This is a genomic window from Leisingera aquaemixtae (genome assembly GCF_019801145.1).
In the GTDB taxonomy this organism is placed as follows: domain Bacteria; phylum Pseudomonadota; class Alphaproteobacteria; order Rhodobacterales; family Rhodobacteraceae; genus Leisingera; species Leisingera aquaemixtae_A.
In genome coordinates this window covers 119,635-144,801 of the sequence record NZ_JAHVJQ010000010.1, presented here as the reverse complement: position 1 = coordinate 144,801, position 25,167 = coordinate 119,635, and the positions used below count along the sequence as shown (strand labels likewise).

The window sequence follows — 25,167 nt, the reverse complement described above, 5'->3', positions numbered from 1 at the left end:
GGCTTGAGTCATGAGCGCACCATTTGACTCGACAGACGACAGCGTTGTTGTCGTGATCGGAACCGGCGCCGGTGGCGGCGTCCTGGCCAACGAATTGGCCCAGAAAGGCGTTTCAGTCGTCGCGTTGGAGGCCGGTGGGCGCTACCTGCCCGAGGACTATATCAACGACGAGTGGGACAGCTTCGGCCAGCTTTCCTGGGTTGACCCGCGCACCACCAGCGGTGATTGGCGTGTGTCGAAAGACTTTTCGGGCCTGCCGGCCTGGATCGTCAAGGCGGTCGGCGGTACGACTATTCACTGGGCCGGGGCGTCGCTGCGTTTCCAGGACCACGAATGGAAAGCGCGCAGCACCTATGGCGATGTTGAAGGGGCCAACCTGCTCGATTGGCCGATCGATCCGCGCGAGATGGACAACTACTACACCCGCGCTGAGAACAAGCTGGGCGTGACGCGCACGGGCGGCCGTGCCGGGCTGCCGGGCAACAACAACTTCAAGGTCTTTGAGAAAGGCGCACGGGCGCTGGGGTATAAAGCGGTCCACACGGGCCGGATGGCGATCAACTCGGCCGATTACGACGAGCGCCCGGCGTGCCAGCAGACCGGGTTCTGTTTCCAGGGCTGCAAATGGGGGGCCAAGTGGTCTGCGGCCTATACCGACATTCCGCGCGGTGAAGCGACCGGCAACCTTGAGGTGCGTGAGCGCTGCCATGTTCTGAGGATCGAGCATAACGAGGCCGGAAAGGTCACCGGCGTGATCTATGCCGATGCGGATGGCAACCAGCAGGAACAGAAGGCGCGGGTCGTCTGTGTTGCAGGGAACTCCATTGAAAGCCCCCGGCTTTTGCTCAATTCCGCGTCGCCGATGTTCCCTGACGGGCTGGCCAACAGTTCCGGCCAGGTTGGGCGCAACTACATGCGGCATGTTACCGGCTCTGTTTATGCGACCTTTGATCAGCCGGTGCGTATGTGGCGCGGCACGACAATGGCCGGGATCATCCAGGACGAGGCGATACACGACCCATCCCGGGGCTTCGTCGGCGGTTACGAGCTGGAGACGCTGGCACTGGGCTTGCCCTTCATGGCGGCCTTTCTGGACCCCGGCGCCTGGGGGCGGGAGCTCACCACCGCGCTCGACCATTACGAGAACATGGCGGGCATGTGGATCGTGGGCGAGGACATGCCGCAGGAAACAAACCGCATCACGCTCAACGCCGACGTGACCGACCAGCACGGATTGCCGGTGGCCAACGTGCATTTCGACGATCACCCCAACGACATCGCGATGCGCGACCATGCCTACAGCCAAGGCAAGGCTGTCTACGAGGCGGTCGGCGCGACCCGCGTCTTCCCGACGCCGCCTTATCCGTCAACCCACAATCTCGGAACCAACCGGATGTCGTCCAACCTCCGTGACGGGGTGGTCAATGCCTATGGCCAGAGTCACGACGTGGGCAATCTGTTTATCTCAGACGGCAGCCAATTTACGACCGGCGCGGCGGAAAACCCGACCCTGACCATTGTGGCACTTGCGATCCGGCAAGCCGAGTACATCGCGGCGGAGCTTGGCCGTCAGAACCTCTGACACCGTACCGAAACACCTAAAACAAACCCGAATTTCCAAACCAGGGAGACGAAGATGGACGGAAATGACTTGAGGAAGGCGGGCGGATGTCCCGTCATGCACGGCGCAACAAACAAGGCGGGGCGCAGCAACCGCGACTGGTGGCCGAACCAGCTGAACCTTTCGGTGCTGCACCAGCATCAGCCGGTGTCCAACCCGATGCCGAAAGGCTTCGATTATGCAACGGCCTTCAAATCGCTCGACCTGGATGCTGTCAAAGCCGACCTGACCGCGCTGATGACTGATAGTAAGGACTGGTGGCCCGCCGATTACGGCCACTACGGGCCGTTCTTTATTCGCATGGCCTGGCATAGCGCGGGCACTTATCGCACCGCCGATGGGCGCGGCGGGGCCTCGACCGGGACCCAGCGGTTCGCGCCGCTGAACTCTTGGCCTGACAACGGCAACCTTGACAAGGCCCGCCGGCTGCTATGGCCGGTCAAGGAGAAATACGGCAACGCCTTGTCTTGGGCCGATTTGATGATCCTGGCGGGAAATGTTGCCATCGAGAGTATGGGCGGCAAGACATTCGGCTTTGCAGGCGGGCGCGAAGACGTCTGGGCACCGGAGGAAGACATTTATTGGGGCGCAGAGGCTGAATGGCTGGCCACCTCCGAAAACCCCAACAGCCGCTATTCCGGCGAGCGCGAACTGGAAAACCCGCTTGCCGCCGTGCAGATGGGGCTGATCTACGTTAACCCAGAGGGGCCGGACGGAAACCCCGATCCCATCGCCTCGGGCCGCGACATCCGCGAAACCTTTGGCCGGATGGCTATGAATGATGAGGAAACCGTGGCCCTGGTTGCAGGCGGACACACCTTCGGCAAGGCACATGGGGCAGGGGACCCGGCCTTGGTCGGCGCGGAACCCGAGGCCTGCCCGCTGCACGACATGGGCTTTGGCTGGAAGAATGCGCACAAGTCCGGCAAGGGCGTGGATACGACGACTTCGGGCATCGAAGGCCCCTGGACACCGAACCCAACAAAGTGGGACATGGGCTATTTCGACGTGCTCTTCGGTTACGACTGGGAACTGACGAAAAGCCCGGCCGGCGCACAAATTTGGCACGCCAAGGAACTTTCGGACGAGGATCACGCGCCCGAAGTCGGTGCCTCGATCACCAAGGTGCCACTGATGATGACCACCGCCGACATGGCTATGCGGATGGACCCGATCTATGGCCCGATTTCCAAGCGGTTCCACGAAAACCCCGGGAAATTCGCCGACGCCTTCGCCCGCGCCTGGTTCAAGCTGACCCACCGCGACATGGGCCCTAAAGCCTGCTACCTGGGTAAGGAGGTGCCCGACGAGGAACTGATCTGGCAGGATCCGGTCCCGGCCGTGGATCATCCGCTGATTGACGACAAGGATACCACGTCGCTGAAGGCGGAAATCCTGGAATCCGGCCTATCGGTCGCCGATCTGGTCTGGGTGGCCTGGGCCTCGGCTTCCAGTTTCCGAGGATCGGACAAGCGCGGCGGTGCCAATGGGGCGCGCATCCGCCTCGCCCCGCAGAAGGACTGGGAGGCCAACGAGCCGGACCGCTTAGCACACATTCTCGATGTGCTGACCGGTATCACCAGCGCTTTCAACGGCGGCGCGTCCGGCGGCAAAAAAGTGTCTCTGGCAGACGTTATCGTTCTCGCGGGCACTGCGGCCGTCGAAGAAGCGGCAAAAGCCGCAGGCCACGACGTCAACCTGCCGTTCGCCCCGGGTCGCACCGATGCGAGCGCCGCCCAGACCGATGCCGAGTCCTTTGATCCGTTGGAACCCATTGCAGACGGTTTCCGCAACTACGAAAAAGCCGCCTATTCGGTTCCGGCCGAGGCGCTTCTGGTGGACAAGGCCCAGCTTCTCGGGCTCAGCGCTCCCGAGATGACGGCCCTGGTCGGCGGTTTGCGCAGCATCGGCGCAACCCATCAAGGCACAGATACGGGTGTTCTTACAAAGACGCCCGGGACGCTTAGCACGGACTTCTTCGTCAACATTCTGGACATGGAGACCGAATGGGTACCGGTCAACGGTGCTGAGCGTGTCTTTGACGGCCTCGACCGCGTCAGCGGTGCCAAGAAATGGACCGCGTCGCGCGTAGATCTCGTATTCGGCTCGAATTCGCAACTTCGGGCGCTGGCGGAAGTGTATGCCAGCCGTGGCAATGAAGGTCTCTTCGTCGCCGATTTCGTTGCGGCTTGGAGCAAGGTCATGAACGCTGACCGGTTCGAGCTGAACTGAAGCCTGACACGGTGGATCAGAGGAAAACCGGATTCGGTTTGTTAGCGAGTATGTCGGGGGCCAAACTCGGGTCCCCGACAGGTTGTGCCGACCAAGATACATGCTCGGAACACAACCAAAAACCGCAAGTAAAAAGGGCTGTAGCGGCCATGCTAGACCGTAAATTTTTGGCAATAGGCCGCGCAATCTGCTAACATTTTTGCATGGGAGGAAAAGTAGTGGTGGACATTTTTTCGAAGCGCGGCGGTCCGCGTCTCGAAGACGTGAAGGCAAAGCGTCTTCTGTCGGAAAATGCTGGCACGATACGCAAACTTGCGGATCAGATCAGCAATGGCGGGTTCAGCCGGATGCAGGCCGATCAGGCTCGCCGGAAACAAGAGCCGAAGCCCGACGGACTGATCATCCACGACATGAAGGCGCGGGTCACATCCGACGCGCCCGAGCCTTATGTCAAGGTCAGCCTCAACAACCGGGTGGTGCTGGTCGACAAGTCTACAGGCCGCCAGATGCAGATGCTGGGCGAGATCCGCGGCAACTTCATGTCGAAGAAATTTGTGCTGGCGACGAAAGAGAACGGTTTCTTCTCGCCGCTGCAGGACGACATTGCCGCCGCGCTGGCGCATTTGGACGGGGTCGAGATGACCGACACCTTGAATGATCGCGCCCTTGCCGAGGAGATTGAAGCCTTGCTTGTACCGCAGGACGACTGATCCCCGCCCGCGCGCAGTTTTTTCGTTATCGATCGGGAGGAATGCCTGCAGAGCCGGTGTCATAGGCGCGCAACGACACAAGAGAAAAGCGAGAGGGCGCATCAATTGCCTGATAACTCCAGCTATTCGGAAGACGATACCCGCAAGGCCTGGGAGAGATTTGTCTCTTCCAACAAAGAGGGCGACGGGATGCCGACGAAGGTGCGGGACGAGATCCTCGATTCCTGGCGGCGCAGCCGGGAGTTGGGGGTCGATGCCGGCAGCCAAGCTTCGCGCAAGGTGATCGACGAAAGTCAGTTGTTTCTCCGACGTGAACGCAATACTGCGCTCCGCCAAGCGGCCTCGGCGGCCTTCAAGCGGCTGGAGCCGCATCTTAAAGAGGCCCGCACCATCCTGATCCTGGCGGATAGCCAGGGGGTGATCATCGACGCCATCGGTGACGAACACGTGCTGGACGAGGGCCAGGAAATCCACCTGGAACTTGGCGGCGACTGGAGCGAGCGCACCATCGGCACCAATGGCATCGGCACGGCGCTTAAAACCGGCAAACCCTCTTACGTGCATGCCTCCGAGCATTTTGCCGAAGGCGTACAGGCCTGGACTTGCGCCGGTGCGCCGATCTTCGATCCCCTCACCCAGAACGTGATCGGCGTTGTGGACCTGTCTGGCCCGCCGCAGATATTCCGCCAGCACAATGTGGCGTTGGTCCTGGCGGCGGCGCGCGAGATCGAGATCGCGCTGGCGGAACAGAAACAGATCGAACGTACGCAACTGCTGGAAGCCTTCCTGATGTCGGATTACAGCCGAGCGCATGATAGCGTGGTGCTGGTCGATCAGTCAGGCCGCGTGCTGTTCCGCCGCGGGCTGGACGACGACCCGCTGCGCCGGACCAAGGAATTGTCTTTCGGTCACAAGCTGCTGCCGAAACTCGAAGGCCTGTCGGATCAGGACATTCCCAAGCTCTTGCCGCTCAACGTCGAGGCGGAAGGCATCGAACGGCTCAAGTTGGAAGGCGTCTTTCGCGGCGCCGCCCTGTTTCTCAAGGACAAGGGCAAGATGCGTCAGACGGGCGCAACCTGCACCATCAAGCCGCGGGTCAACGTGGCGGAGGGCGAGATCGATATTATTGGATCGTCGCCGAAGATGGTCGATGCCATAGGCCTGGCCGAACGCGCCGCCCTGGCCAATGTCCCGGTGCTGATCCACGGGGAAACCGGGGTCGGCAAGGAATTGTTCGCGCGCCTGATCCACAGCCGCATGCCGGACAACAAGGCTCCCTACGTGCCGGTCAACTGTGCGGCCATTTCCGGCGACCTGATCGGCGCAGAACTGTTCGGCTATTCGGAGGGTGCCTTTACCGGCGCTGTCCGGGGCGGACGCACCGGGAAGTTCGAACAGGCCAACAACGGTGTGCTCTGCCTCGACGAGATCGGCGACATGCCGATCGAATTGCAGCCCTATCTGCTCAGGGCGCTGGAACAGCGGGCAATCTACCGGATGGGTGATAACAAGCGGCGCCCGGTCGATGTCCGGCTGGTGACAATGACCAACCGCGACCTGCGCCAGGAGATCGAGAAGGGCAATTTCCGCCGCGACCTGTTCTACCGGATCGGGGTGATGACCATCGAGGTGCCCCCCTTGCGCGAACGCGGCAATGACATCGTCGCGTTGCTCGACCATTTCTCGCAAAAATATGCCGAAGAAACCGGGCGCATGCCGATGACCTTTGCCAACCGGGCGATGGAATTGATGCTGCAGTACCAGTGGCCCGGCAATGTCCGGGAGCTACGAAATGTCGCTCAGCGCTTCTATCTCATCAAATCGGACAGTTTCGTGACTGAGCGGGATTTGCCGCCGGAGATTCAGGACGATTTCGACGATGGCGCCGAGGATTCATTGGAGCATATCCTCGGTGGCCATTCCGGCGACCTGGAAAGCATCGAGGCCAGCGCCATCCGCCGGGCGATCAGCGCGGAAAACGGCAACCTGACGAAAGTGGCCCAGGTACTGGGGATCTCGCGGCCAACGCTTTACCGCAAGATCAAGCGGTATCACATCCGCAAGGTCTGAGACCGCGGGTTACAGGGTCCATTGGGCCGCCGCGCCGACGTTTGAGCCGAAGCGGTCGAAGGCCGTGATCAACGGCAAGTGTGAGCCGAGACTGTGTGGAAATTTGTCGCTGGGATCGGCTCGGCGGCAGTTTTGTATGGTTGGCCAGTGCTGACATTCAGAGTTTAATTTTATCAGCCGGATCGGCTTGGGATTGCTGCTATCTGGCCGCGGATGCCGAATAGTGCTGCCAACGGCTTGATATCACAGGCGAGGACGCTCAGCGTCATCTGCGCAGATCGGCGAATACACCAACCGGGCTTCTGTCGCGGGAGGATGAAAGTTCAGTGGTAGGTCACCACTTTTGTGTGCTCGAACGGATGGTTCGGTGATCAGAGTGCCAAGCATGAATTATGCTTTCCCAATGGGGGGGAAGTGCAGGAAAACGCCATAGCTGAAAAGATGGGAACGTTTCACTGAGTGGCCAAAGAAAAGTGTCGGCCACCTTACCCGGGGCACTGCGCCCGTTCATTGGCATACAGGCGTTCGTTGTGCTGCGCCGACGATCAGTGTCCGCTATTGAGAAGCTGGGCTGCGGCACCGTCACTCATAAAGTACGGCAGCTTAGGGCAGTTCTCATTGGCTGACTTGTAGGGAGGCAGGCCTAATCGTCACGGTGCCAAACCGGGCTTTGCTAAGCTGTTAAACTGCCTCGACTTGAAGCTCTGTCCCTAGGAAACCGCTGTTGCCGCATGCATCCAGGATATGGCGCCGTACCGCGGCAACCGGTGGCGCGGCCAAGCGTTCGGGGCGGCACAGCAATGTCATCGGAACCGGAGCGGCGGACCAGTCCGGGATCAGGCGCACAAGACGGCCGGCCTGGACATCCTCCTGTGCCAGCAAGGACGGGAGCAGGGCCGCGCCTTGCCCCGCCAGCACGGCTGCATAGGCAAGCTCCATCGTATTGACGCGCAGGCTGATCGGCGGCTCGATACTCTCTTGCTGCCCTCCGTGGTTCTGAAACGCCCATTTGCCGGGTTCCTGCATGCGCAGGACAAAGGGCAGCCGGGCCAAGTCAGCAGGCCGGGAAAAGGGGGGTGTCTGCTCCGCAAGCGCCGGGCTGGCATAAGGCGCGCGCTGCGCGGATGGCAAGGCCGCTGAAACAAACCGCCCCTTGTCTGTGGGACCGGTCCTGAAAGCCAGGTCTATGTCCTCGGCTGCAAAATCCGACTTTGAGTCATCGGCATGCAGCTCCAGTTCGATATCCGGGTAGCGCGATTGGAGTCCGGCCAGAAGCGGGACAAAAATGGTGCCAAGCAGGCTGTTGGGCCCTGACACCGACACCCGGCCGGCGATCTTCCCGCCTCGGAGAAAGCCAAGCTGCGCCTCGGCCTCCAGCGCTGCATCGACCGGCTCGGCGCAGACTTCGAAGATCCGGCGCCCGGCCGCGGTCGGGGCCACTGCCCGTCCTGACCGGTCCAGCAACACAAGCCCCAGTTCAGCTTCAAACAGCGCAAGCTTCTGGCTGATCGCCGACTTCGTGGTGTTCAGCTCCGCTGCTGCCGCACTCATCGATCCGGCGCGCACGGTGGCCACTAGCGCCTTGGCGCAGGAGTAGAATCTATCGTTCATAAATCTGAACAGTAGTTAACAAATGGATCATTTTCCAGAACGAATGAGATCCCTAAATTCTATCTCATCGAACAGGCCAGGAGATGAGAAATGCAGACAGAGATGGTCTATCACCCCGCCGCAACCCGTGAGTTCAAGGACTTCGGCTTCATGCAGGCGCATCTGTCGTTCAAGCCGCACCTTGCAGAAGGGCGCCGGCGGTTCGGACCGCTGATCACAATTGACAACGGAACACTGGCCCCTGGCGCCCAAGGTTTTGGCATGCATCCGCACCGGGATGTCGAAGTCGTCACCTTCATGGTGAGCGGAGAGGTGTCGCATATCGATCCGGTGGTGCCCGTTCACAACGGTACTGTGAAGGCGAAAGGCCTTCAGGTGATCACCGCCGGCACAGGCATCCTCCACAACGAGGTGAACAATTCGCGGACGAAGCCGATGCGGGCGCTGCAAATCTGGTTCGAGCCGCGGGCCAGAGACCTGGCGCCGGCCTATTCCAGCAAGGAGCTGGAAGCCGCGGACCACAGCAACCGGTTCCAGCTGGTGCTGTCGCCAGACGGCGCCGAGGGCTCACTTGTCGTGCAGCAGGAGGTGCGCCTGAGTTACGGCAGCTTCGACCGCCGCAGCGTGCTGAATTTCAGCCCGTCCAGCCCTGATCGCAGCCTCTACATCTTTATGATCGAAGGCGAGGCAACTGCTGCCGGTGTTCCCCTTGGCAAAGGGGATGGGCTGGGACTGCTCCATGCCGGGGACGTGGCGGTTGAGGCTGCAGCCGGCGCTGAGCTCCTGATCTTCGAACTGCCCGCATCCGAAATCTCTTAACCAGGAAAGGACATCAACATGACCTCCAAAAAAGTGACCCCCGAAAACGCAGCCATTGTTCTGATCGACCATCAGGTTGGCACCATGAACTGGGCGAAGTCCGTTGACCGCGATCTGATCGAAGCCAATTCCCGCGCCCTGGCGCGAACGGCGGCGGCGCTTGGCATGCCATTGGTGCTGACTTCCAGCATGGAAGACAACATGCAGGGGCCGCTGATGCCCGCGCTGGAGGAGATTGCGCCGGATGCCTTCGCCGCGCGGATCAAGCGCCCTGGCGTGGTGAACTGCTGGGATGACAGCGCCTTTGCCGCTGCCTGCCGCAACACCGGGCGCAGGCATTTCATCATGGCAGGCATAACCACTGACGTGTGTCTTGCCCCGCCTGCGATTAGTGCCGCCGAAGAGGGCTTTGCCGTGACCGCAGTGGTTGATGCTTCTGGCTCTCCCACTGCGCTGACGGATGAGATGGCGTTCCGCAAAATGGAGCGAGGCGGTGTCGAGCTCACCACAACCAGCGCGCTGCTTGCAGAACTTGCGGTCAATTGGGCCAGCGAGAACGGGCAGAAAATCATGCAGATCCTCGGAGAGGAAATCCTGAGCCGCGGATAGGCTCTCTGACCTATTGAAAGCAATGCGCGAGCGGCCGCCTCACTCATGGGGCGGCCATTGAACTTCGCAGGTGTTGCTAACTTCGAGAAAAAACTCCCGATCTGGCAATAAAAGGAGCTTGAAAACGGCTGCTAGGGGCCGGCTGCGCAGGGGGACAGGCGGGTCGATGGGATTGCTCGCAGTGACACCGCACAGCCTATTCGAGCCCATTGAAGCTTATTAATGCCTGACTGCAGAAATAGAACTTCTGGCCAGTTCAGGGGCCACCAGCATTACAAATACGAAAAGCATCAATTATTTCGGATGACAGAAGATCAGCATCCTCTTCCCTCATGTCGTATCCGATAACAGAGGCTCGAATGATCTTCCGGCCCGCCCATTCGCCATGGGTGGGGTATACCTTTCCATTGTCTTGAACGCGCTGCAGGACCCGCATGGTCAGATCGTCGCCATCCGGCCCCTCACCGCAGCAGATTGCGACCTGATTGCTGTGGATCTGGTTCAGAACCATCAGGCCGGGCTCGTTCGAAACCGTTCGGGCAATGCGCTCCGCCAGGTGGCAATGGCGTGCTACCAGTTCGCAAACGCCTGTCCGGCCGAGGTGCTGAAGTATCGCATAGCTGGGGACACCCCTTGCACGCCGGGATAGCTCCGGCGTTGAATCACTCGGTTCCCAGTGCTCTGTTGTTTCCGGGAGATAGGCGCCCCGGGCAGACATCGATGCAACGAGCGGCGCCCGGTCGCGCACGATGACCATGCCTGCATCGAATGGAGCATTAAGCCATTTATGCAGGTCAATCGCCCAACTGTCTGCTTTGCCGACCCCCTCCAACCGGTTTGCCAGTTCGGGCACGGCAGCGAGCCAGAGCCCAAAGGCGCCATCCACATGAACCCAGCCGTTCCGCTCGCGCACCATTGGTATGAGTTCGGCAAACGGGTCAAAGGCGCCGGTGTTTATTTGACCTGCCTGGAGGATAACAAGCGGCGGGCTGCTGCAGCTGTCCAGGGCAGCCCGGAACGCATCCGGCTTAATCCTCCCCTCGCCGTCCGCGGCAACGATGTTTGTCCGGCCCGCGCCGAAACCAGCATAACGCAGGGCAGCGAATGGGGCGGAATGCGCATCCTGCCCAATCAAAACGGGGATCTCGGGTGCAGAAAACAGCCCGTCAGCTTCAACATCCCACCCCTGGGCAGCCAGCAGCGAATTGCGTGCGGCCATGACGCCAACCATGTTTGCCACTGTGCCACCCGTGACAAGACCGGCTCCGCTTTTGGATGGCAGTGACAGCAACTCAATAACCCAGTTGCAAACAGCGCGCTCCATTCCGGTTATTGCAGGCGTTTCAAAAGATGAACCCGCGTTCTGACCCCAGGCTGATACCAGAATGTCGGCAGCTACACCGACGGGATGCGATGCGCCGAGGACATAGCCGAAGAAGGTCGGCCCCGCCATTTTGTGCAGACCACCTTCGGAAAGTTGCACGATGTCCCCGATTACCTCACTTTCCGGCACCCCCGTTTCAGGAAGAGGGCCCAAAAAGCGGCTGGCAGCTTCACCAAGTCCCAAGATAGGCCGGGCAGGCCCATTTGGCAGTTCCTCGCGGTAGGTTTTGGCCGCCTTGAAGGCTGCCTCTAAAGCTTGCGCCTGCCCTTCACTCAAACCTCGCCGCACTCGTCCCATCTCAAATACCCGCTACCAGAATACTATCCGTGGGAAGGTAGCATGGATTGCTCCGGAATGCCTTTGGTTACATGTGGCCAAAGAGCGTTTCGTACCGGCCGAGGCATTGGCTGGTTAGAAATCCTGTATCTGATTGCGAACGGCCGCATTGGGGAGGCTGCACTGCGGCGGCGGGAACCCTAGGGTCAGGACTCGTTCTTATTTCATAGCCAGAACATGATGGTTGCGGCGAGAGCGATGGCAGATAGAAAGACCTTTGGACACCTGTCGTACCGGGTTGCTACCCGACGCCAATCCTTAAGCCTGCCGCACATGGTTTCGATGCGGTTGCGCCGTTTGTATCGGCGCTTGCCGTATCTGATAGCTCTCTTTCTTTGCTTTCGGCCAGGGATGCAGGCGCGTATCCCTTTGTCTTTCAGAGCTTCTCTGAACCAATCTGCGTCGTAGCCACGATCCCCCAGCCGCCAATCAACGTCTGGCAAGCTGCGCACCAATTCCCGTGCGCCGATGTAATCGCTGACCTGACCGGCAGTCACAAATAGATCGAGCGGTCGACCCTGGCTGTCGCAGACCGCGTGCGGGTTGGTGTTCATCCCACCTTTGGTTCGACCTATCAGGCGTCCGCGCCCCCGTTTTTGACGCCCATACTGGCCGCTGTCCGGCGGGCCTTGAGGTAGGTAGCGTCGATCATCTCGGTCTTCTCTTCGCCGTGTTCCGCCGCCAAGCCTGCCATGATCCGCGCAAAGACCCCTTTATCGCTCCACCGCTTCCAGCGATTGTACAGGGTCTTGTGCGGGCCGTACTCTTTGGGCGCATCCCGCAACCGCAAGCCATTGCGATTGATAAAGATAATTCCACTCAGGACGCGTCGGCCATCAATGCGCGGCTTGCCGTGGGATTTTGGGAAAAGGGTTCCAGACGGGCCATCTGCGCGTCGGTCGGCCAGAAGAGATTAGACATGTCACCGCTCGATTTTCGGCTTGTGAATCATGCTGAAAGACTGAAATCAATGGGTCCTGACCCCAAGGTCTATTGCCAAATTTCACCCGTGCTTTCAGTGTTTCTCGGTCAAAGCAGATATATTCTTCTGAGGCAAGTAGTTGGCGGTAGGCTGCTGATCGCATCAGGCGTATAAACTGCCTCCCTCCGGCCTGGCGGTTCACTAAACCACTCCGAGAAACCATATAGAACGCATGCACCACGACCTTGACCATTTCGAGAAGATCGCTCGCGCCACTATAGCTTCCCTGCCGAGGGCCTTCAGACCATCTGCAGATAACGTCATTCTGCGCATTGCCGAATGGCCTGCGCCCGCCATGCTGGACGAACTTGGTTTTGCAGATCCATATGAACTGACGGGGCTCTACGAGGGAATACCTATGACCGAGAAATCGGTTCTCGACATGGCGACACCTCCAGATGTTGTCTGGCTCTTCCGCCAGCCGATCCTGGCAGAATGGCGCGACCGCGGTGATGTCGAGCTGAACCAGTTGATCGCGCATGTTGTTATTCACGAGTTCGCCCATCATTTCGGATGGACTGACGAAGAGATCGCAGCCATCGACCAGTGGTGGGTCTGAACGGCTCTTCAATGCCCAGGAGAAGTTGGCATTCGAGCTTACAGCTGACGTTGCCGCGTCCATGGGGTGCCGCAAGCGCAGTCGACGGTTCCAGCCCCAAGCGGACATGACTTGTGCAGACGCAGCACTAGAGCCGTCCCGAAGTGACGGCGGTTAGCCGACTTTCGTTGCGCCTGCCGAACGAGCTGAGTAATCCGCCGTCAGCGGACGTTCACTCTTCCGCTCTCGCTTAGACGGCGGGTTTCCTTGAAGCTTAAAGCACGCAGATTCCCGTCAACGTCTTGTGCAGTGGTTAAGCACCCAGCACTTCGGCAACCGGAAACCGGTCGTAGCAATCACGCGTGAAAGAGATCAAAAATGATCTGGGAATAGACTCTTTGCAATGTACAGACAGGTACGCTCTGCCTTGCTGCGATCGAATTCTTCTGCATGCAGATGGAAGTCAGTCCACGTTCCCTCAAGGAGTGCTATCAGGCCGTCAGTTGCGAGTTCTGCGTCGGCGTCTGGGTAATTTCCCTCGTCGATCAGCGTCTGACAGAGCTCAATCATTACATTCCGCAGGCTCGCATCCCTGGAATCGATAGACCGGCGGTATTCCGGGTTCGAGTAAACCTCGGAGCGGAATGCGAACCAAACAGCTACGTCACGCCGGTTCAGGAAATCCGGGGAAAGATCCAGTTGGATGATACCCCTCAGTTTCTCTGCAGCGGAGATGTCCGGGTCCAGGGCCACCTTGTTCCAGCGTTCGGAGTAATTGTTCGACAAATCTTCGGCGACCGCCAGCAGAAGGTTTTCCTTGGTCTTGAAGTGCAGGTTGATCATGCCCCGCGACAGGCCTGAAATCTCCTGGATTGCAGCAATGGTCGCGCCTCGGAAGCCGTGTTTGAAAATAGCTTCCGCGGCGGAATCCAGCAGGTGGCGCCGATTCTTTGACTTGCTGAATTCTCTGGCATTCAGCCCTTCCTCTTGCTGGCCGGTATCGCTCACGTCTCCTTTGAACCTCTCTGCATTGAGTGAATGACCTTGAGTTTCCAATGACTTCACACAGCCAAGGCTCAAAGGCAAAAGCTTTTCTTGACTTTGAATGTATGTATGTTCAGTTTGTGATAAATGTTACAACTCAGGTGAGATCATGACGCTGCTGAACACCGACTTCGACACCGTCCGCGATTGGGACAACGGGCATTTCGTTCATCCGTGGGAGGGAATGGCCTATATCGGCCAGAACGACAGGACCTTCACCGAAGGTGGTGAAGGCATCTATGTCACAACGGAAACGGGCGAGCGCCTTATCGACGGGCCGGCAGGCATGTGGTGCGTGCAGATCGGTTACGGAAACACCGAGATCGTCGAGGCGATGGCGGAACAGGCGCGCGAGCTGGCTTATTTCTCGCCGTTCAACAATGCGAACTCCACGTCCGCGCGCCTGGCCCATGAAATAGCCAAACGTACGCCGGGGGATCTGAACCACGTGTTCTTCACCACCGGCGGCTCGACCGCCGTGGACAGTGCGCTGCGTTTCATTCAGTTCCGTAACAACATTCTGGGACGGCCGGAAAAGAAAATCGTCATCTCGCGTCAGAAGGCCTATCACGGCTCGACCTATCTGGCGGCTTCGATGAGCGGCAAGGAGCGTGACAAGGGCTGGTTGGACCAGGCAACGCATCTGACCCACTTCCTGCCCAATGTGAACCCTTATGTCCGCGCGGAAGGCCAGAGCATCGAGGCGTTTCTGGATGAAAAGGTAGCGGATCTGGAGAACGCCATTCTGCAGATCGGCGCTCATAAGGTCGCGGCATTCATTGCTGAGCCGATCCTGTGTTCCGGCGGGGTGATTGTCCCGCCGGCGGGCTACCACAAACGCTGCCTCGAGGTGTGCCGCCGGCATGATGTGCTTTACATCTCCGACGAAGTGGTCACCGGTTTCGGCCGCATGGGCCATTGGTTCGCCTCGGAAGCGGTGTTCGACATCGTTCCTGACATCATCACTTGCGCCAAGGGCATGACCTCAGGCTATGTGCCGATGGGAGCCTGCATCATCTCGGACCGGCTGATTGCCGACGTTTCCGGTGACAAGTCCCGGGACGCGACCTTTTCGAACGGCTTCACCTACTCGGGCCATCCGGTCAGCGCAGCCGCTGCGCTCAAGAACATCGAGATCATCGAACGCGAGGGCATCCTTGAGCATGTGCGAAATGTCACTCCCCATTTCGAAGCACGGCTCGGAGCTCTCGCTGACCTCCCGCTTGTCGGAGATGCGCGCGGCAAGGGGCTGCTCGGCTGTGTCGAGTGCGTAGCAGATGCGTCAGCTGACGATCTACTCGCACTCGACAAGACCGTGGGTGCGATGATCGACGCCCATTGCCAGGAAAACGGCCTCATCCTGCGCCCGATTATCAACATGTGCGTGTTCTCGCCGCCGTTGGTGATCACGGACGGTCAAATCGACCAAATGTTCGACATCCTTGAAGCCGGTATCCGCAAGACAACTGACGATCTCATCAAGCAGGGGGTGAACCTCGCATGACTCAATACCGCATGCCGCCCGAATGGGTCCCACACGAGCGGACCTGGATGGCCTGGCCCTGCGCTGAAGGCACCTTTGGCGATAACCTGCCGCAAGTGCGGCGCGAATATGCTGATGTCGCCAAGGCCATCGCACAGTTCGAACCTCTGACCATGCTCTATGACCCGGAGAACTGCGATGGGCTCGGAGAGCTCGAAGACGAAGCCAATATTGAGCTGGTCGCTTGCCCGCTGGATGACAGTTGGCTGCGCGACAACGGGCCGACCTTCGTGCTGGGCGACGATGGCTCGCTTGCTGGTGTGGACTGGACCTTTGATGGTTGGGGCGGCGAGTGGCCTCACAAGAAAGATGCCAATGTTGCAGCCCGTATAATTGAGCTGGCAGGCGCAAAGCGGAACCCGTCCGCCATGGTCTACGAGGGGGGCGCGCTAAATATTGATGGCAAAGGCACCTGCGTTGTCACGCGGCAATGCTATGAACACCGCACCCGCAATGGCGGGCCAACCCCGGAAGAATTCGAAGCAGAGCTGTGCAGGCAACTGGGCCTGTCCAAGGTCATTTGGCTGACCCGCACGCTGGAGAATGACTCGACCAATGGCCACGTCGATGTCGTTGCGGCTTTTGTGCCCGGCGGCGTCCTATGCCAGGTCAGCGCCGATCCGGAGGATTCCGACTATCAGAACCTGCTGGACAACCGCGCCATTCTGGAAGCGGAGACTGATGCGGCAGGCCAGCCGCTGACGATTTTCCAGGTGACCTCGCCGCCTGTAGACCGCAAACCGGACGGCAGCCGCCGCTTCCTGTCGTACATCAACTTCTATCTGGTGAACGGCGGCGTGATCGTCCCGCAATACGGTTTCCCCGAGCACGACCAGGAGGCGCTGGACGTCCTGTCCAGCCTGTTCCCGGACCGCATTGTCGTCGGCGTTCTGACCAACGCGATCGCCGATGGCGGCGGCAACATCCATTGCATCACCCAGCAGCAACCCAAAGCCGGAGCTCCCGTCCATGCGTAATGTAACCCTCGCTGCCACCCAGATGAGCTGTTCCTGGGACAAGGAAGACAATATTGCCAAGGCTGAGGAGCTGGTGCGCGACGCAGCCGGCCGCGGTGCCAATGTGATCCTGATCCAGGAACTGTTTGAGACACCCTATTTCTGCATCGAACAGGCGCACAAACATTTCGCGCTGGCCAGCACTGTGGAAGAAAACACGGCAATCCGGCATTTTTCCTCCGTAGCCAGGGAGTTGGGGGTGGTCCTGCCGGTATCCTTCTTTGAACGTGCCGGGCAGAGCTACTTCAATTCGTTGGCAATGATTGACGCCGACGGAACGGTCATGGGGATTTACCGTAAGTCGCATATCCCTAATGACGTCGCTTACCAGGAGAAACAGTTCTTCAGCCCCGGCGATACCGGCTTCAAGGTCTGGGACACAGCCTTCGGGCGCGTGGGCGCGGCGATCTGCTGGGACCAGTGGTTCCCTGAAGCCGCCCGCTGCATGGTGTTGCAGGGTGCGGAAATGCTACTTTATCCCACCGCCATCGGCTCCGAACCGACCCGCCCGGATGCCGATTGCATTCCCCATTGGCAGACCGTGATGCGCGGCCACGCCGGTGCCAACCTGGTGCCGGTCGTTGCCAGCAACCGGGTGGGCGAGGAAGTCGCCACGGAGGACGATAAACTGCGCATGGCCTTCTTCGGCGGCTCCTTCATCGCCGACCAATTTGGCCAGAAAGTAGCCGAGGCCGAGCGCGAGGACGGTGTGGTTCTGACCGCGGAGTTCGACCTGGATGCGGTGGCCGAAACGCGCCGCTACTGGGGGGTCTTCAGGGACCGCAGGCCTGACCTCTACGGCGCGATTTGCACCTATGACGGACGCACGGGCTGATAGCCGGAAGGGGGAAGCACCGTGACTTTGGACAAAAACGCCAGGCTGGGGCTGCTGCTGGCGACGCCGACGACGCTCTATGTACTGCTGTTGATTGCAGCGCCAGTGGGGATGACGATTGCTTACTCCTTCTGGACCCAGGAGTTTGTGGATGTGACGCGCGACTTCACCTGGGCCAACTACCGGGAAGTCTTTGCAGACCCGCTGTACCGCACCCTGATCTTCCGCTCGGTACGGATCGCCGCCATGGTGACGCTGCTGACCGTTCTGCTGGCTTACCCTGTGGCCTACCACATCGCGTTCAATGTTAAGAAAAACAAGGCGATGTGGCTGTTCCTGGTGACCATCCCCTTCTGGACAAGCTACCTGCTGCGGGTGTTCTCTTGGAAGCTCATTCTTGCACAGAACGGGGTGGTCAATTCCGCGCTGCTGTGGCTCGGTGTCATCGACACCCCCATCGACACTCTGCTTTACAACTCCGAAGCCGTGGTGGTGACTCTGGCGCACGCTTGGGCTCCCTTTGCGATCCTGCCGATCTTTGTGTCACTGGAAAAGATCGACCGCAGCTATTTGGAGGCGGCAAAGGATCTGGGGGAGGGGCCGGTGCGCAGCTTCCTGCGGGTGACCCTGCCGCTGTCGATCCCCGGCATCATCGGTGCCAGCATGATCATCTTCATTCCCACCGTTGGCGATTACGTCACCCCGGCGCTGGTTGGCGGGTCGGACGGCGCAATGGTCGCCAACATGATCCAGGTCCAGTTCGGCAAGGCCAACAACTGGCCGCTGGGGGCGGCGCTGGCGCTGTCGGCCGTGGTCTGCGTGACGGGTGCCGCCTGCTTGCTGGTGCTTGGCCTGAAACTGATTGAAAGGAGCCTGAAATGAACCGCGTTGTTGCCGTTCTGTCGCGGATTGGCAGGCTGCTGCCCGCCTATGCGGTGCTCTATATCGGGTTCCTTTACCTGCCGATCCTGCTGCTGCCGCTGTTTTCCTTCAATGACTCCAAGATACTCGGTTTCCCGCTGACAGGCTTCACGACAAAATGGTACGGGAGCCTGGCTGAACAGACGGCCCTGTTTGACGCTTTGAAAAACAGTCTGATCGTGGCCGTTGTTTCTGCAGTGGTGGCCACCAGCCTGGGCACGCTAATCTCACGCGCGATCACCAAGCACCGCTTCCCGCTGCGCCGGATCAGCCAGACCCTCGTCATGGCACCGCTGGTGATGCCCGAAATCATCATCGCCATTTCGCTGCTGATCGTGTTCCTCGGCATCGGGATCGGCACCACGCTTTTCACCGTGATCCTGGCCCATTCGCTGCTGACCATTCCATTCTGCGTGTCGATCATGACATCAGCCTTCGGTCAGTTCGATGATGCGCTGGAAGAGGCCGCCGTTGACCTCGGCGAAACTTCCTGGGGCGCACTGCGGCGAGTGACGCTGCCGGTTGTCTCGCCGGGGATCATTTCCAGCCTGCTGATCAGCTTTACGGTCTCCTTCGATGAGTTCATCCTGGCCTTCTTCCTGTCCGGCAACAGCCCGACGCTGCCGGTCTATATCTGGAGCCAAGTGCGCTTCCCGGCGAAGCTGCCGAACGTGATCGCGCTCGGCTCGCTCCTTATCCTTATTTCCATTCTGTTCTTGCTGGTGGCCGAACGCTTCCGCCGCCGCAGCGAACGTTTCACACAGCAACCCGAGTAGGACCTACCGGCATGGACCATAAGATCGCCGTCAATATCGCCAATGTCAGCAAGTCCTTCGGAAGCTTCCGGGCTGTCAGGAACGTGAACCTGCAGCTGAAGGAGGGGGAGTTCTTCTCTCTGCTCGGCCCCTCGGGCTGCGGCAAGTCCACGCTGCTCAGAATGATCGCAGGCTTCGAGGAACCGTCGGAAGGCACCATCTCCATCGGCGGCCTGCCAATGGCCGGGATTGATGCCAACCACCGGCCAACGAATATGGTGTTTCAGAGCTACGCCATCTTTCCGCATTTGAACGTCGAGGAGAACATCATCTTCGGCCTGGCGCGCTCCGGCCTGAGCCGGTCAGAAAAGCGGGCCAGGGCGGAAGACATGCTTGCCAAGGTAGGCCTGGAGGGGTTGGGCCGGCGCAGCGCGCATGAGCTGTCCGGCGGCCAGCGCCAGCGGGTGGCCCTGGCCCGGGCCCTGGTGCTGGAACCCAAGGTCCTGCTGCTGGACGAGCCGATGTCGGCGCTCGACAAGAAGCTGCGCGAACAGATGCAGATGGAACTGCGGGCATTACAGCGCTCGGTTGGGATCACCTTCCTGATGGTAACCCATGACCAGCATGAGGCGATGACGATCTCGGACCGCTGCGGCGTGATGTTCGAGGGCAAGCTCGCACAGGTGGCCACACCGCACGAGCTCTATCAGAAGCCCAACACCAAACAGGTCGCGGATTTCATCGGCGGGATGAACTTCTTCGATGGCAGCATCAAGGCCAATGGCGGCACTCGGCTTGAAGTTGAATTGCCTCGGTTCGGGCAGCTTTCGGTCGATGCGCATGGCGTTTCGGATGGCATTGGAGCCGCAGTCACGATCGGCCTGCGGCCCGAGCGCGTTCATATCGGCAGCGAACGCCCTGAAGGGGCCGATGTGGCCGTTCCGGCGCGCGTGATCGACCGGGCCTTCTATGGCGAAACAATCCACTACTACCTGGAGCTTGAGGGCCGGACTGATCCGCTGATCGCCTCGGTGACAAATTTCGAACGGGCCGACCATTTTGAGATCGGTGATGCCGTGTGGTCAGGCTTTCGCGGCGGTGCGGCCGTCGCCCTTCCCAAGAAATGAACCGAATGTCCTGAGAGGAGGAGTACCCATGAAGATCAAATCCCTTTCGGCCGGGCTGGCCCTGGGAGCGCTGGCCGCCTTTGGCGCCAGTGCGGGCCAGATCACCGTGTTTGACTGGTCAGGCTACGACGATCCAGGCTTCTTTAACGCCTATGTCGAAGAACATGGAGGCGCCCCCGATTTTTCGTTTTTCGCGGATGACCACGAGGGCTTCAACAAGCTGCGTTCCGGTTTCAAGGCCGATCTGGCCCATCCCTGCAGTGGGCTGATCGGCAAGATGCGCGCTGTCGACCTGATCAAGCCGATTGACACCGCGCGCTTGGATGCCTGGGGCGAACTGCTTCCTACATTGGCTCAACTGCCGGAAGTGTCGTCGGACGGCCAAGTCTGGATGGTGCCTTTTGATTGGGGAAATACCGGTCTCGTCTACCGTACAGATCTCGTCGAAGGCGATATCGACCTGAAGATGCTGGCGGACCCGGCGCTGGCCGGCAAGGTGTCGCTGCCGGACGTGGTCGAAGATGCCTACGGCTTTGCGGCGCTGGCTGTTGGCGTCAACGACTGGAGCGAGATGACGGATGAGAAATTCCAAGAGGCGTCGGACTTCCTGCGGTCTGTCCATAAAAACGTGCGTTTCTACTGGAGCGATCAAGGGCAGTTGGATGCGGCCATCAAGTCAGGAGAGATCCATGCCGCCTGGGCCTGGAATGCGACCGAACTGGCGCTGATCTTCGACAATGTTCCGGTGAAACTGGTGCGTGACCCTGAGGTGGGCGTTGCCAGCTGGGCTTGCGGCTATGTGCATCTCAAGGACGGCGAAGGCAGCGATGAGGACGTGTATGACTTCCTGAACGCGCTGTCGGATGCCGAGAGCGGCAAATACCTGATCGAGGCTTGGGGCTATGCACACGCCAACGCTGGTTCCTATGGGATCGCCGATCAGGAGGCTGTCAGAGCTTACGGCTATTCCGATCCCGAAAGCTTCATGGCTGAAAGCCTGTTCGGTTTCCGCGTGCCCAACGAGATGGCTGCGAAAATGCTGAAGGAATTCGAGCGGATCAAAGCCGGCTTCTGATCCGGCCGCAGATCACCCAATGGCGGCGCCAGCGCCGCCGCAACCCCGCCGCCACAGGAGAGATCCATGGTAAAAACACCCTACGCTGACGGTTTCCGTATGCCTGCCCGGTTTGCACCCCACGCCCGTACCTACATCGGCTGGCCGACCGAGCTGAACTACCGAAGTGACCTGGCGCGGTCCCGGGCGGAATATGCCGGTGTTGTCCGTGCGGTGGCGGAATTTGAGCCGGTGACCGTGATCGCCGACCCCGGCGACGCGGCCGGCGCGCGGGCCGCGCTTGCCGGCTGCGGCAATGCCAAGATCCTGGAAATCCCGATCAACGACGCTTGGCTGCGCGACAGCGGCTGGATCTTCGTCAAGAACGATGAGGGCGAAGTCGCACTGGTTCAGTTCCAGTTTAACGGCTGGGGCGGAAAATACGCCTGCGACAAGGACATGCGCGTTGCTGAACATGTTGCCGACCATCTCTGCATCAGGCTTTATCATGCGCCGTTCATTTGCGAGGGCGGCGGCATCACTGTCGACGGCGAAGGCACCTTGATCACCACCGAACAGGTGATGCGTAATGCCAACCGGTATAACGGTGTGTCGCGGGACGATCTCGAAGGGTTGCTGCGGGATTACCTCGGCATTGAAAAGGTCATCTGGTTGGGGCTGGGGCTGGTCGAGGACGCCGGCACCGACGGTCATGCCGACAACGTGGTGGAATACCTCGCGCCCGGTGTTGTGCTGGCTCAAACGGTGACAGATCCGTCGAACCCGAATTTTGAGCTGTGCCAGGAGAACCTGCGCCGCCTCAAAGACGCAACGGACGCAAAGGGGCGCAAGCTCGATGTGATCGAGATGCCGCGCTTGCCCTACACCGATCCGTCCCATGGGGAGCCCATGCCGGTGCCCTATGTGAATGCCTACGCCGTCAATAATGCGCTGATCACCCCGATGCTGGGAGGGGCAGATGACGAACAGGCGTGCGCCGAATTGGAAGAGCTGTTCCCCGGCCGCAGAATCGTGGGCGTGGACAGCACTTTTATCGCGCGCGATGGCGGGGGTATCGGCTGCATCACGCAACAGCAGCCCGCCGGAACTCTGGCTGCTCCAAAAGGTGTTGACGGGTATGCTTAGTAAGAGTTGGCCTCGTCAAGGACCAACTTGAACTGCTTTCTGCCTTACGTGGAACTGTTGGTTTGGACACTTGCCTGAGACACTCAGCGAGCGGCAGCAATGTCCGTTTGGGAGACCCAAACTGCGGTGAAGGGAGCACTGGCAATTGTCTCCTACGACAAGCCGCAGTGCAGTATTCTAAAGATAGCAGAGGTCCGGATAAGGCCGCTGCAGTCGCTGTTCAAGCGTTTGGCGGACCTGGGACTTGTGAAGACGGCCTAGAGCCCGGCCTTCCGATTGCCGCAGTACACGCAACTTGAAGTGAAGTATTGAAAACAGAGCTCGTAGATTTTGCGATTGCACCAGTTACTTCAATTGAACCCGTGTCATTCGCGTCCGCGGCATGTTCGCTTGTAGAAACTTTTGGTTCCGGCCATCGCGACGCATGGTCTGAAGTTTACTCAACCTCGTACATCAGAAGCTACGCATAAATCAGACAAATGAAAAAAATATGTTAGCACTTAGAGAGCCCGTGCGAGTTCTCCTCGCACGATCCGGCGTTGTTTTGGGGATAGAGGGCTGCGGAGCGTGACATGGAAACTCTACAATTCACAGATGAAATGGCAGTTGTTCTTGGGCTTCTCGGATTTACGGTTTTCCTATTTGTCTCTGAAGTCATTCGAATTGACTTGGCCGCACTGCTTGTTCTCGTGCTGGTTGGTATCCTGAGCTACCTCCCAGGGCTCGAAAATCTGGCGGATGCAACCCATCTGTTCGATGGCTTCGCCTCCAACGCTGTCATATCGATCATTGCCGTGATGATTGTCGGGGCCGGGCTGGACCGGACCGGGATCATGAACAAGGTTGCAGCGGCCATCCTGAAACACGGTGGAGCGACCGAGGCGCGGGTGCTTCCGATCGTGTCGGGAACGGTCGGCTTTATTTCCAGCTTTCTGCAGAACGTTGGCGCGGCGGCGCTGTTCCTGCCGGTCGTCAACCGGATATCTGTGCGCTCGGGCATTGCGTCCAACCGCCTGCTGATGCCAATGGGATTTTGCGCGATCCTAGGCGGCACGATGACAATGGTCGGCTCCTCCCCGCTGATCCTGCTGAACGATCTGGTCCTGACCGCGAACCGGGGGCTGCCGGAAGAGGCCAAAATCCCAACCTTCGGGCTGTTCTCTGTCACCCCCATCGGCGTTGCGCTGGTGGCCACGGGCATTCTGTATTTTTTGCTTCTTGGCCGCTGGGTACTGCCTGGATCGCGGGAACCGGCCGAATTGGTTTCCGGTGGCGGCACCTCCGAATACCTTGAGCGTGTCTACGGCTTGCACGCCGATGTTTTTGAGGTGGATGTGCCTGCAGACAGCGCGCTTGTGGGGCAGGTTCTGGCCGACATCAACAACGACAACAATCTCTACATCATCTCGACCTTCTACCATGGCAAAGTGTCGATGATTCAGATTTTGACCGCCGAGATTGCAGCGCCGTGCAGGCTGGCCATCATTGGCAACCGGCAGGTGGTGCGGAATTTCGCGGACCGCTACGGGCTGACGGTCCGCCCTGAACTGGATGTCTTCGTCGAGGAATTTGCCGCCACGAACGCCGGTGTCGCCGAGCTGGTCATCCCGCCGGATTCCAAGCTGATCGGCAAAAGCCCGCGCCAGCTGCTGCTGCGCAAGACATATGGCCTGAGCCTCATGGCGATCCACCGGGGCGAGGAAACCTTGAGCCACGTAAAAACGGAAGAACATGAACCGACCCAGATCGGGCTGGTGCCTTTCAGGGCCGGCGACATGCTGGTCACGCATACCCGCTGGGACAATCTGATGCGCATCAAGGCCGACCGGGACTTCATCGTGGTGACCACCGATTTTCCGCAAGAGGAGCTGAGGCCGCACAAAGTCGGTTGGGCGCTGCTGTTTTTTGCAATTTCGCTGTCGCTCATCCTGTTCACGGATGTGCGCCTGTCCCTTTGTCTCCTGACCGGCGCGGTCGGGATGCTGCTGAGCCGGGTTTTGAGCATCGACGAAGCCTACCGCGCGGTTGGGTGGAATACAGTGTTTCTGCTGGCCAGCCTCATCCCGCTCGGGCAAGCCGTTCAGAACACCGGCACTGCCGAGTGGATTGCTCAGCATATCCTTGTCCTTCTTGACGGATGGCCAGTCTGGTCGCTGCAAGTGGGCGTGGCCATTCTTTCGACGGTATTCTCCTTGGTGATGTCAAATGTCGGCGCAACGGTGCTCCTCGTCCCATTGGCAGTCTCGATCGCCGTGGCCGCTGGGGCAAGCCCGGCGCTCTTTGCGCTGACGGTAGCTATATCGACATCGAATTCGTTCATCATCCCAACGCATCAGGTCAACGCGCTGATAATGGGGCCGGCCGGCTACAAGGTTACAGATTTTTTGAAGAGCGGAGGTATCATGACGGTCCTTTTTCTGGCCGTTTCAATAGTTATGCTTAACGTGATGTTTTGACCCAAAAGCAGTCGAGACCAAGCTGATTTGAGACGGGTTTCAAGACGGTGGCCGGTTTCCTGCAGCGCCATCGGACACCATGGGAATGGCGGCTGAAACCGCCGTTGGCCGACATTCAGTGAACGGCAGAATTGTCCCGCAGCGGGGCATTGCTTACTATGAAATGCTGCACCTGATTGCGGATGGCCGCTCTGGGGACGTTACACCGCAGCGGTTCCACGATGGCGAATGCCTGGATTGGGCCGTCAGGTTCCGAAGGGCGAAGACGGTTCGCAACTGTGAAGCGGCGCCTTTCTGCGCATTCCTGACCTTGGCCCTACCTGAGGCAAGACAGATATTGTCCTGTCTACTGTGAAGG

The 25,167-nt window shown here is 59.6% G+C and carries 19 protein-coding genes and 1 pseudogene; 16 read left to right on the top strand and 4 right to left on the bottom strand.

The window, feature by feature from the left end; translation table 11 throughout:
* Positions 1–10: 10 nt before the first annotated feature.
* The 4 genes from KUW17_RS19625 to KUW17_RS19610 all read left to right on the top strand — a co-directional run bounded on the left by KUW17_RS19625 (position 11) and on the right by KUW17_RS19610 (position 6,633).
* Positions 11–1,582: a GMC family oxidoreductase gene (locus tag KUW17_RS19625; RefSeq protein WP_222481991.1), complete on the top strand. Its 1,572-nt coding sequence runs from the start codon at positions 11–13 to the stop codon at positions 1,580–1,582.
* A 54-nt stretch (positions 1,583–1,636) separates the two neighbouring features.
* Positions 1,637–3,853 (top strand): catalase/peroxidase HPI, encoded by a 2,217-nt coding sequence (katG, locus tag KUW17_RS19620; protein WP_222481990.1) that lies wholly within the window; start codon positions 1,637–1,639, stop codon positions 3,851–3,853.
* A 203-nt stretch (positions 3,854–4,056) separates the two neighbouring features.
* On the top strand, positions 4,057–4,563 hold the full coding sequence (locus KUW17_RS19615) for a hypothetical protein (RefSeq protein ID WP_261397293.1): 507 nt from the start codon (positions 4,057–4,059) through the stop codon (positions 4,561–4,563).
* Between the two features lie 105 nt (positions 4,564–4,668).
* A complete protein-coding gene (locus KUW17_RS19610; RefSeq protein ID WP_261397292.1) occupies positions 4,669–6,633 on the top strand; it encodes a sigma-54-dependent Fis family transcriptional regulator in 1,965 nt (654 codons plus the stop codon).
* A gap of 681 nt (positions 6,634–7,314) precedes the next feature.
* On the opposite strand, the gene KUW17_RS19605 is transcribed toward KUW17_RS19610, so the two are convergent.
* Positions 7,315–8,244, bottom strand: a complete 930-nt coding sequence (locus KUW17_RS19605; protein ID WP_222481989.1) for a LysR family transcriptional regulator — start codon at positions 8,242–8,244, stop codon at positions 7,315–7,317.
* Between the two features lie 90 nt (positions 8,245–8,334).
* Here KUW17_RS19605 and KUW17_RS19600 point away from each other — a divergent pair, with 90 nt between their 5' ends.
* Both KUW17_RS19600 and KUW17_RS19595 read left to right on the top strand, forming a co-directional pair.
* Positions 8,335–9,063 carry a pirin family protein gene (locus KUW17_RS19600; RefSeq protein WP_222481988.1) on the top strand — a complete coding sequence of 243 codons (729 nt, stop codon included), beginning with the start codon at positions 8,335–8,337 and terminating at the stop codon, positions 9,061–9,063.
* 18 nt (positions 9,064–9,081) lie between these two features.
* On the top strand, positions 9,082–9,672 hold the full coding sequence (locus KUW17_RS19595) for an isochorismatase family protein (protein WP_222481987.1): 591 nt from the start codon (positions 9,082–9,084) through the stop codon (positions 9,670–9,672).
* 256 nt (positions 9,673–9,928) lie between these two features.
* Here KUW17_RS19595 and KUW17_RS19590 read toward each other — a convergent pair whose 3' ends face one another.
* The gene (locus tag KUW17_RS19590; protein ID WP_222481986.1) at positions 9,929–11,332 is read right to left on the bottom strand and encodes a pyridoxal phosphate-dependent decarboxylase family protein; all 1,404 of its coding nucleotides are present in this window, start codon (positions 11,330–11,332) and stop codon (positions 9,929–9,931) included.
* 224 nt (positions 11,333–11,556) lie between these two features.
* Positions 11,557–12,313 (bottom strand): annotated as a pseudogene (locus KUW17_RS19585) (IS5 family transposase).
* A 233-nt stretch (positions 12,314–12,546) separates the two neighbouring features.
* On the opposite strand from KUW17_RS19585, the gene KUW17_RS19580 reads away from it, so the two are divergent.
* Positions 12,547–12,933 (top strand): metallopeptidase family protein, encoded by a 387-nt coding sequence (locus tag KUW17_RS19580; protein WP_222481985.1) that lies wholly within the window; start codon positions 12,547–12,549, stop codon positions 12,931–12,933.
* 351 nt (positions 12,934–13,284) lie between these two features.
* Here the strand turns inward: KUW17_RS19580 and KUW17_RS19575 are convergent, their stop codons facing one another.
* The gene (locus KUW17_RS19575) at positions 13,285–13,920 is read right to left on the bottom strand and encodes a TetR/AcrR family transcriptional regulator (RefSeq protein ID WP_222481984.1); all 636 of its coding nucleotides are present in this window, start codon (positions 13,918–13,920) and stop codon (positions 13,285–13,287) included.
* Positions 13,921–14,065: 145 nt separating this feature from the next.
* Between KUW17_RS19575 and KUW17_RS19570 the strand changes: the two genes are divergently transcribed.
* The 9 genes from KUW17_RS19570 (at position 14,066) to KUW17_RS19530 (ending at position 24,809) form a co-directional block, all read left to right on the top strand.
* Entirely contained in the window at positions 14,066–15,460 is a 1,395-nt protein-coding gene (locus KUW17_RS19570; RefSeq protein ID WP_222481983.1) for an aminotransferase, read from the top strand.
* Positions 15,457–16,476: an agmatine/peptidylarginine deiminase gene (locus KUW17_RS19565; protein WP_222481982.1), complete on the top strand. Its 1,020-nt coding sequence runs from the start codon at positions 15,457–15,459 to the stop codon at positions 16,474–16,476. The genes KUW17_RS19570 and KUW17_RS19565 overlap by 4 nt, the downstream gene beginning before the upstream one ends.
* Complete coding sequence (gene aguB, locus KUW17_RS19560) at positions 16,469–17,350, top strand: N-carbamoylputrescine amidase (protein ID WP_222481981.1); 882 nt, start codon at positions 16,469–16,471, stop codon at positions 17,348–17,350. Before KUW17_RS19565 ends, aguB begins: the two co-directional genes overlap by 8 nt.
* Before the next feature lie 27 nt (positions 17,351–17,377).
* Positions 17,378–18,232, top strand: coding sequence for an ABC transporter permease (locus KUW17_RS19555; protein ID WP_222482035.1), 855 nt, complete (start codon positions 17,378–17,380; stop codon positions 18,230–18,232).
* The gene (locus tag KUW17_RS19550; RefSeq protein ID WP_222481980.1) at positions 18,229–19,047 is read left to right on the top strand and encodes an ABC transporter permease; all 819 of its coding nucleotides are present in this window, start codon (positions 18,229–18,231) and stop codon (positions 19,045–19,047) included. Before KUW17_RS19555 ends, KUW17_RS19550 begins: the two co-directional genes overlap by 4 nt.
* A gap of 11 nt (positions 19,048–19,058) precedes the next feature.
* Entirely contained in the window at positions 19,059–20,153 is a 1,095-nt protein-coding gene (locus tag KUW17_RS19545; RefSeq protein WP_222481979.1) for an ABC transporter ATP-binding protein, read from the top strand.
* A 28-nt stretch (positions 20,154–20,181) separates the two neighbouring features.
* Positions 20,182–21,228 (top strand): extracellular solute-binding protein, encoded by a 1,047-nt coding sequence (locus KUW17_RS19540; RefSeq protein ID WP_222481978.1) that lies wholly within the window; start codon positions 20,182–20,184, stop codon positions 21,226–21,228.
* Positions 21,229–21,294: 66 nt separating this feature from the next.
* The gene (locus KUW17_RS19535; protein ID WP_222481977.1) at positions 21,295–22,353 is read left to right on the top strand and encodes an agmatine deiminase family protein; all 1,059 of its coding nucleotides are present in this window, start codon (positions 21,295–21,297) and stop codon (positions 22,351–22,353) included.
* Between the two features lie 572 nt (positions 22,354–22,925).
* The gene (locus KUW17_RS19530) at positions 22,926–24,809 is read left to right on the top strand and encodes an SLC13 family permease (RefSeq protein WP_222481976.1); all 1,884 of its coding nucleotides are present in this window, start codon (positions 22,926–22,928) and stop codon (positions 24,807–24,809) included.
* Positions 24,810–25,167 lie beyond the last annotated feature (358 nt).